5 protein-coding genes, 1 tRNA gene, 1 other RNA gene and 1 pseudogene are annotated in these 8146 nt (G+C 68.3%); 1 reads left to right on the forward strand and 7 read right to left on the reverse strand.

The window, feature by feature from the left end; all coding sequences use genetic code 11:
* Nucleotides 1–331: 331 nt before the first annotated feature.
* From recR to ffs, 4 genes and pseudogenes are all read right to left on the reverse strand, one after another.
* A complete protein-coding gene (gene recR, locus LXN57_RS07750; RefSeq protein WP_221378178.1) occupies nt 332–925 on the reverse strand; it encodes a recombination mediator RecR in 594 nt (197 codons plus the stop codon).
* 4 nt (nt 926–929) lie between these two features.
* A complete protein-coding gene (locus LXN57_RS07755) occupies nt 930–1229 on the reverse strand; it encodes a YbaB/EbfC family nucleoid-associated protein (protein ID WP_251797332.1) in 300 nt (99 codons plus the stop codon).
* 2672 nt (nt 1230–3901) lie between these two features.
* A pseudogene (locus LXN57_RS48575) lies at nt 3902–5545 on the reverse strand (DNA polymerase III subunit gamma and tau); the annotation flags it as partial.
* 83 nt (nt 5546–5628) lie between these two features.
* An RNA gene (gene ffs / locus LXN57_RS07765) (signal recognition particle sRNA small type) lies at nt 5629–5725 on the reverse strand.
* Between the two features lie 79 nt (nt 5726–5804).
* Between ffs and LXN57_RS07770 the strand changes: the two genes are divergently transcribed.
* Nucleotides 5805–5892: transfer RNA gene (locus LXN57_RS07770), tRNA-Ser, on the forward strand.
* Between the two features lie 192 nt (nt 5893–6084).
* On the opposite strand, the gene LXN57_RS07775 is transcribed toward LXN57_RS07770, so the two are convergent.
* The 3 genes from LXN57_RS07775 to LXN57_RS07785 form a co-directional block, all read right to left on the reverse strand.
* Entirely contained in the window at nt 6085–6537 is a 453-nt protein-coding gene (locus LXN57_RS07775) for a type II toxin-antitoxin system VapC family toxin (RefSeq protein ID WP_251797310.1), read from the reverse strand.
* Nucleotides 6527–7345: a hypothetical protein gene (locus LXN57_RS07780; protein WP_251797311.1), complete on the reverse strand. Its 819-nt coding sequence runs from the start codon at nt 7343–7345 to the stop codon at nt 6527–6529. Before LXN57_RS07780 ends, LXN57_RS07775 begins: the two co-directional genes overlap by 11 nt.
* 267 nt (nt 7346–7612) lie before the next feature.
* Nucleotides 7613–7873 (reverse strand): hypothetical protein, encoded by a 261-nt coding sequence (locus LXN57_RS07785; protein ID WP_251797312.1) that lies wholly within the window; start codon nt 7871–7873, stop codon nt 7613–7615.
* Nucleotides 7874–8146: the final 273 nt, after the last annotated feature.

Here is an 8146-nt window from a genome sequence, read left to right on the forward strand (position 1 = left end):
GAGACCGGAGAGCGATGGCCCACGCAGCGAACGGCAACCGATCGGTTATCGCATGCCTCGAGTGCCGACCCTCGTCGCGCGACGGTCAGATCAGACCCACGCCACGAAGGCACTCGACGGCGGGTGTGCCGCCATCGGAAGGAACACTCACCTAAGCCGGGGCTTCAGGTCAAGTTCACGGACCGCACACGTCCGGTTCCGTGTCCCCGTCGTGATGTGACCGTGATCTACGGCCCCGACCAATCGGAAACTACCGGGTAGATGGCCCGTGAGCAGCAAATCTGGACCAAAATGCTATCGCCTTGTGATCAAGCAATCACCCAGCGTACGGCTAAACCGCCCGTCGCCCCTCGAAAGCACGACCCAGAGTAATTTCATCGGCGTACTCCAAGTCACCGCCAACCGGCAAACCGCTTGCCAGACGCGTGACCGCGATCCCCATCGGCTTGATCATCAATGCCAGGTAAGTGGCGGTAGCCTCACCCTCGGTATTGGGGTCTGTGGCAAGAATCAACTCTTTGACCTCCCCGGTACCGAGCCGCAGCAGCAGCTCCCGGATGCGCAGGTTGTCCGGCCCGATGCCCTCGAGCGGATTGATGGCGCCGCCCAGCACGTGGTAGCGGCCCCGGAACTCCCCGGTCCGCTCGATAGCCACGACGTCCTTGGGCTCCTCGACGACGCAGAGCACCTCGTTGGTGCGGCGGGTGTCCCGGCACACCCGGCACTGCTCCGACTCGGCCACGTTGAAGCAGGTGGTGCAGAACCGCACCAGCTCCTTGACCTTGCGCAGGGCGGTCGACAGCCGATTGACGTCAGCCGGATCCGCGGACAGGACGTGGAAGGCGATCCGCTGGGCGCTCTTCGGGCCGACGCCCGGCAACCGCCCCAGCTCGTCGATCAGGTCCTGGATGGCGCCTTCGTACACGCGGTCAGAACCCCGGCAGGGTCAGGCTACCGGTGGCCGGGCCCATCTTTTCCTCGGTGAGCGCACGTTGCGCCTCGGCGGCGTTGTGGATGGCGGCGAGCACGAGGTCCTCCAGCGTCTCGACGTCCTCCGGGTCCACAGCCTTCGGGTCGATCTTCACCGACTTGTACTCCCCGAGCCCCGTCACGGTGACGGTGACGAGCCCGCCGCCCGCCGTGCCGGTCAGCTCGGCCGCGGCCAGCTCAGCCTGAGCCTCCGCCACCTGCTGCTGCATCTTCTGCGCCTGCTTCATGATCTGCTGCATGTTCGGCTGTCCGCCCGGGCGCATGGCACCGCTCCTCATGTCCGCTGAAAGTCCGCACACGCGCAAGCCCGTCAATCCCCGACGTTCCCGCGCGCAGTCGCCGCCCAGCGTAGCCGCCCCTAACGCCGACGACACCAAGCGCCACTCCCGACACCCCACCCCACAATCAACCCGCAGCGATCACCCATCGGCCGCGCCGGGGTGGCCCCCGCGGGCACGGGCGAAGCGACCGAGCCGGCCAAACCGCGTGGCCCCGCGAGCACGAACGGGCGAACCCCAACCGACCAGGAAGTCAGGAAGGCCCGGCCGCCCGCGGATGCGGGGACCGGGCCCAACTTGCTGACTGGGTCACACGGTCAGCTCTCGCCGATCTTTTCGGCGCCGAAGGCCTCCTGGAGCAGGCGCATGGCCATCTGCTCGCCGCTTTCGCGCGCCGTCTTCTCGTCGATCACCTCGTCGAGCGGTTCGTCACCGGGGTCGAACCCCTCGAACTTGGCCTTGCCGGACGGCGGCCCGTCGAACTCGGGGTCGTACGGAGCCTCTTCCGTGGGTGAACCGTCGGGCCAGGCCTCGTTGGCCGGCTTCGCCGCAGGCCGCGCCCCGGCCGCCCCACGGGCCGCGGCAGCCCGGGCCGCGGCCAGGCCGCTGCTCGGCCCGGAGTTCCGCCCGGTGCTCGCAGCACCGGCGCCGCCACCCGCGCCCGCCGGCGCGCTCGGGGCCGGCGCTCCGCCGGCACTGCGAGCGGCGTTCGCCCCTGCCCGCGCCGCAGCAGCCCGGGCGGCAGCCACAGCCGAACTGCCGGCGGCCGGGGTTGCATCGCCCTGCCGCTCGCCCTGCGCAGGGTCACGCGGCCCGCCTTCGCCAAGACCAATAGCTTCGCGACCGGATCCGCTGACCCGGCCGGCAGCGGGCGAGCCGCCAGCCGCTTCGTAGCCGACAGCACCCTCGGCTACGCCGCCCGCGTCGCGATCGACGAAACCTGGCGCTTCAGCACCCGCGCCGCCGATGCCAGGGTCGGTGACCTCGGCTCCGGCGCCGCGCGCGCTGCCATCCAAACCACCGTTGCCCGCACTGAGGGCGCTGCCGGCCGCGCCAGAGCTGGTGACCTCGGGCCGAATGCCACCCGAACCACGGTTGCCCGCATCAAGGCCGCTGCCGGCCGCGCCAGAACTCGTGACCTCGGATCCAGTGCCACCCGAACCACGGTTGCCCGCATCAAGGCCGCCGCCGGCGGCGCCAAAGTTGGTGACCTCGGATCCGATGCCACCCGAACCACGGTTGCCCGCATCAAGGCCGCCGCCGGCGGCGCCAGAGCTGGTGACCTCGGATCCAGTGCCACCCGACTCACGGTTGCCCGCAGCGAGGTCACTCTCGGCGGCGAGGCCCGAGCGGTGAGCACCATCCCCGCCACGAGGATTGACCGCCGCAGCACCCGCGTCGACCGAGCCAGCTGCGGCGGAGCCGAACACGTCGGCGGATGCCGGCCGGCCCTGATCGTCCGACCGAGGTGGCGGGCTTGTCGGGATCGCGCGGACCTCGGGCCAATCCTCCTCGTCATCCTCGACAGGGGCTGCGGCCGCGGTCGAGTGGCCGCCGGGTTGGGCCGGCTCCGGCCAATCGTCGTCACCGCCGGCGGCCGGAGCCTCCGACGGACGCCGCTGGGTGTGCGGAGCCCGCCCAGCCGCAGCCGGCTGAGCTGTCTGCTGGGCCGCCCCGGAGGGAGCAGCACCGGCCGGGGCCACGCCCGTAGGAGCCGCGGCCGCGCGGCCCGAAGCCTGCCGCTGCCCGCCCACATCCGGCCGCTGGCTCGGCGCGCTCTGGTTGCGACCCTGGGCACGGCCGCCGCCCGCCGACCCGCCGTCTGCGGAACCACTGCCCGCAGAACCACCGCCCGCTGACCCACCGCGGGCCGGCGCTGAGCCGCCGTACGGGGTCGCCCCCGCGGCGCCCGCGACCTCGCAGCGGATCTCCCACTGCCCGCCGAGCACCTCGTACAGGGCGTTGACGATGAGCGCCGCCCCCTGGGTGATCCCTTGCGCGTGCCGCGGCGACGGCACGGTCAGGACGACTGTCTCGCCTTCAAGTTCGCGCACGGTCGCGTCGGCCGCCATCGCCCGCAGCACCACACCGCGCGGCTGCTTTCTGACCTCGGCCAGCACCTCGGGCCACACCTGCCGCACCGCCTGCGCCGTCAACTGCCCCGGCCCAGCCGCCGCCGCTTCGACCGCCGCGGCCGCCGGCTCCTCGGGGGCATCCGGCAGCACTCCCGCAGGAGCGCCACCGCCTGCTGACTCCGGCCGCCCCGGAAGGATGGCCTCGGCGACAGGCTCGGAACGCCGCACCGGGTGGTTTGCCTGGTTGGAGAACTCGCCCGCCGAATCGCCGTCCGAAGACTCGGCGGCTCGCGCGGACGCAGTTGAGCCCCCAGACTCCATCGCCGACGACGCGGGCGCCAGGTTCGGGGTCGGTGCGGCCTGCCGAGACGGTGACAATGCGGCGGGGCGTCCGTCACCGGAGTCGAAGTCGTCGGGCTCGTCGTCCCACGGCGGTTCTTCGTAGTCGGGTTCGGAGACGCGGCCGTCGATCGCGGCCCCGCCATCGGGCATTCCGGCGGCGACATCGTTCCAGTCCGCCCCCGCGCCCCCACCGGCCGGCGCAGAACCGGTATGCGCAGCACCGGTATGCGCAGCACCGGTATGCGCAGCACCAGCCTGCGCAGCACCGGCTTGCGTAGCCGATTCCGGAACCGCAGACGTTGGGACCGCGCTCACCGGAACCGCGGATGACGAAGGTACGGAAACGGGAGCCGCGGAATCGGAAGCAGCAGAGACCGGAGCTGCAGAAACGGGAGCAGACGCCGGACCAGCAGAGACCGGGGCTACAGAAACGGGAGCAGACGCCGGAGCAACAGAGACCGGGGCTGCAGAAACGGGAGCGGAGGCGGGAGCAGCAGCCGGGGTATTCGGCTGAGCTGTGGCGGCGCGGCCCCCAGTACCAGCGCGCCGTGCGGCGGCTGCGGCCGCTGCGCGAGCCGCCGACAAGCCCGCGCTGCCACCCCCGCCAGAAGCAGGCACGGGAGCGGGAACGGCAGCGGGAACGGAGGCGGCGGCAGCAGTCGGCGCGTCGCCCGGGGGCAGTGGCGACGGCTCGCCGCCCAGGGACAGGCGCCGTTCCATCCGTTCGAGGCGCTGGAGCAGCGCGCCGGTCGAATCCTCGGCGCCGGGCAGCAGCATGCGTGCGGTGACCAGTTCGAGCAGCAACCGCGGGGCGGTCGTGCCGCGCATTTCGACCAGGCCGTTGTGCACGATGTCGGCGCAGCGTGAGAGCGTCGCCGGGCCGAGCCGTGCGGCCTGGGCGCCCATCGCCTCGAGCTGGTCGGCCGGGCCGTCGATCAGGCCCTTGGACACCGCGTCGGGCACCTGCTGGAGCACGATCAGGTCGCGGAAGCGTTCGAGCAGGTCGGACGCGAAGCGGCGCGGGTCGTGGCCGGCCTCGGCCACCCGGTCGATCGTCGAGTAGGCCGCCGCGCCGTCGCCGGCCGCGAGCGCGTCGCACATCTCGTCGAGCAGGGTGACGTCGGTGACACCGAGCAGCGCGATCGCCCGGTTGTAGCTGACGCCCTCGGGGCCGGCGCCGGCGATCAGTTGGTCGAGCACCGACAGCGAGTCGCGCGCGCTGCCGCCGCCGGCCCGCACCACGAGCGGGAACACCGCCGGCTCGACCTGGACGCCCTCGGCTTCGGTGAGCTGCTGGAGGTAGGGGCGCAGGGTGGCCGGCGGGATGAGCCGGAACGGGTAGTGGTGGGTGCGCGACCGGATCGTGCCGAGCACCTTTTCGGGCTCGGTGGTGGCGAAGATGAACTTCACGTATTCCGGCGGCTCCTCGACGAGCTTGAGCAGCGCGTTGAAACCGGCCGACGAGACCATGTGGGCCTCGTCGATCACGTAGATCTTGTAGCGGCTGTTGGCGGGCGCGAAGAACGCTTTTTCGCGCAGCTCGCGAGCGTCGTCCACACCACCGTGGCTGGCCGCGTCGATCTCGATGACGTCGATCGACCCGGTGCCGTCGTTGGCGAGCGAGCGGCACGAGCCGCAGACCCCGCACGGCTCGGGAGTGGGGCCCTGCTCACAGTTGAGCGAGCGGGCCAGGATGCGAGCGCTGGACGTCTTGCCGCAGCCACGCGGGCCTGAGAAGAGATAGGCGTGGTGCAGACGGCCACTGCGCAGCGCCTGAGACAGCGGTTCGGTGACGTGCTCCTGGCCGATGACCTCTGCGAACGTACGCGGACGGTACTTGCGGTATAGCGCGAGTGCCACTGGTGCCCCTCCTCGACGACCGCGCCATTGTCCGTCGGGGGTACGACAAGAACCAACCCAGGTACCGCTGAGGGGTCGGGAAAATAAAGGGCCTCCCGTGCACCCGTCAGAGCCCGCTTATCCTTGCTGCCTTCCGGCCCTGGGGAGGTTCACGAGATGCACGCCGCACGAGAGGCTGGCCCCAGCTTACCCGGCCCCCGGCGGACACGGGCGGGGACCCTGCGTCTGCCGACACGCGCGCCTCTGTATCCTGGCTGACGGAGGATTCGCCTAGTGGCCTAGGGCGCACGCTTGGAAAGCGTGTTGGGGGAAACCCCTCACGAGTTCGAATCTCGTATCCTCCGCCAGCCCGAGCAGGGCATACGCTGAAGGCCGGGCCCCATGGGGTCCGGCCTTAAGTCTTCGGCGTCTCAGTTCTCGTCTCAAACCGGCCATCATGGCCCGCGGCCCAGCTCAGGCCCCACCGCTGAGGTAGGAACATGATCGCTGGTGCTTGGAAGAGCCTCTGCGGAGGATCCGGTCGGGTCGACGGAGGGGCGCTAGAACAGCCGAGGCCCACCGAGTTCATACGGCTCGTCGATCCAGACGCCCTCGACCCTGCGGGGGCCCTTGAATCCCTTGTCCCAAGTCATCATGACTTCCGCCGGATACTCCGACGCACAGGCTAAATGGATGGCGTCGTAGTTCTTCAGCGAATATTTCACGGCGATCTCCCGGGCACGGATGGCAACCCGACGAGTAAGTTCAACCCGAACCAGGTGTGGGCTATCGAGCAGCTTGACACCCTCCTGATCCAGTTCTACGGGATACGGATCTTGAAGTCCCCACCCCCTAACTTCAACGTATGTCAGCATACTAATGACGACTTCGAGCTTGCGCTCTTCGGCCAGTCTCAACACTTCTGCGATGGGTTCATAGCCGGGCCGCTTCGTCACCGCGTAGATCAGCGCGTTCGACTCCAGATAGACCGAGTCGGGATCGCTAGGACGCACCGCGCAGCTCCTCAAGGTGTTCCTCAGGCGACCTGTCGCCGATCATGTCGGGGCTCATCCCAATAAGGCCGGTTACTGGGGCATCGGCTGCATTTGGCAGCACCTCGATACTGCGCATTCTCACCGCCAGAAGCCGATCGCCAAAGTCTCGGATGAGACGTCCTGAAATTTCGACCCTCTGACCAAGGGCAGCCCGGACCGTTTCAAGGTCGTCAGCGCCGAAGTGCACAACGACGCGAGTCGATGTTCGCTCTTCCCAGAGCGCCGCTTCGCGCTTGCCGTGGAGCGTGACCGTGTCCAGGGTGCCAATAGCCGATCCGATCGACTCTCGCCGCACTTTAAGTGTCGCGTTTAGGTTTTCTGCCGAACGGCGAGTGACGGTTACCGTTCGCTTCACCTGCTTGTCTTGAAGCAGTTCCACCTTCATGCCGGCCGCTTTCATAAGGCCGAGCATGCGGGCAAGGTCCGCTGCAGTGCGGGCAGCCCGGACATCCCATCCTTCAGGAAGGCCTTCCTGCTCCTCTGTTGCCTCAAAGCCACGGACTGCATGAGCTAGGACACCGTCGAGCACCGTGCTGGTGGCGCCCCGTTTCGGTTCGTTCGGCGCAAGAGTGGTGACCAGGCTGCCAAGATACAGCTCCGAGATGCCCCACGTCGTGCGGTCATCTGCTCGACCAGAGGGCTTGTTGAGTGCGCGGTCCTCAAGTTCACCCAGAAGGGTTAAGACCTGCTCCAGGACGGCGAACGATCGCCGCGCGTCCGCCGACCCTTCCGGCCCAGGCAGCGTTACTCGAAGCTCGGTCCCCACGGCCACACCATCGCATACGTCATCGCGTTTAGGAACCAACTACGGTCTCGTCCCCCAGTCCAGCTTGGAGAACAAGCAGGCGGAGCGTGAGTCCAGGAGGGTCCCCAGACGGACGATACGTGCCAAGTATGCCCTGCACCATCCGGCAGGGGCCATCTTCGTTGTCGGCCTAAGCGGCAGGCGCCGTCGAACTCGCCGGGCCTCTCCACCTCCAAGGGCTGGCCAGCCCGCCAGCATTCAAGCCTGTCGGGCTGACCAGCGATACCATCAAAGCCCCATGTTGGCGCGTTCCGTTGCAAGGATCTCTTCGGCAGACTCTGCCCCTTCAATCCCTGCGGACATCAGAAGGATTCTGGCCGCGATTGAACCAGCATGCCTTCTAGGAACAGTGATCGTGATCGTCCCGTTCTTGACGTCCGTCTGACTATTGAGGCCCGCCTTGCTGATAAGTCGATGAATTTCCCCCACGTCTCCGGCGCCGACCGCCACATGGATGACGGCTTGCTCAAGCTGCACCTGACCCGACATCGCACCCCTTAAATGATCCCGACTACCCAAATCATCGGCCAGGCAAGGAGCCAGCACGGGTTGAATGGCAGGATGCATTCCAAATGACGCAGCGATCAGGCGAGCAGAGCTTGGTCCCGACACTGCATCACCGCAAAGATCCAAACTAGCCAGCTCCCCTTATGAGCGCCTTCTAAGGGCTCGCCGAGAAATAACCCGTAGCTTGACGGATTGTGGTCCGTTGATCTGTTATGGGCGTGATGGTGGAGATTCAAGAGCAACTGACGGTGAAGT

The organism is Paractinoplanes hotanensis, assembly GCF_023717965.1.
GTDB classification, from domain to species: Bacteria; Actinomycetota; Actinomycetes; order Mycobacteriales; family Micromonosporaceae; genus Actinoplanes; species Actinoplanes polyasparticus.

Bases quoted from the DNA above. Each gene is read 5' to 3' on its own strand.
- LXN57_RS07755 (WP_251797332.1), bottom strand. From the start codon at position 1,229: ATGCAGCAGATCATGAAGCAGGCGCAGAAGATGCAGCAGCAGGTGGCG.
- LXN57_RS07785 (WP_251797312.1), bottom strand. From the start codon at position 7,873: ATGTCGGGTCAGGTGCAGCTTGAGCAAGCCGTCATCCATGTGGCGGTC.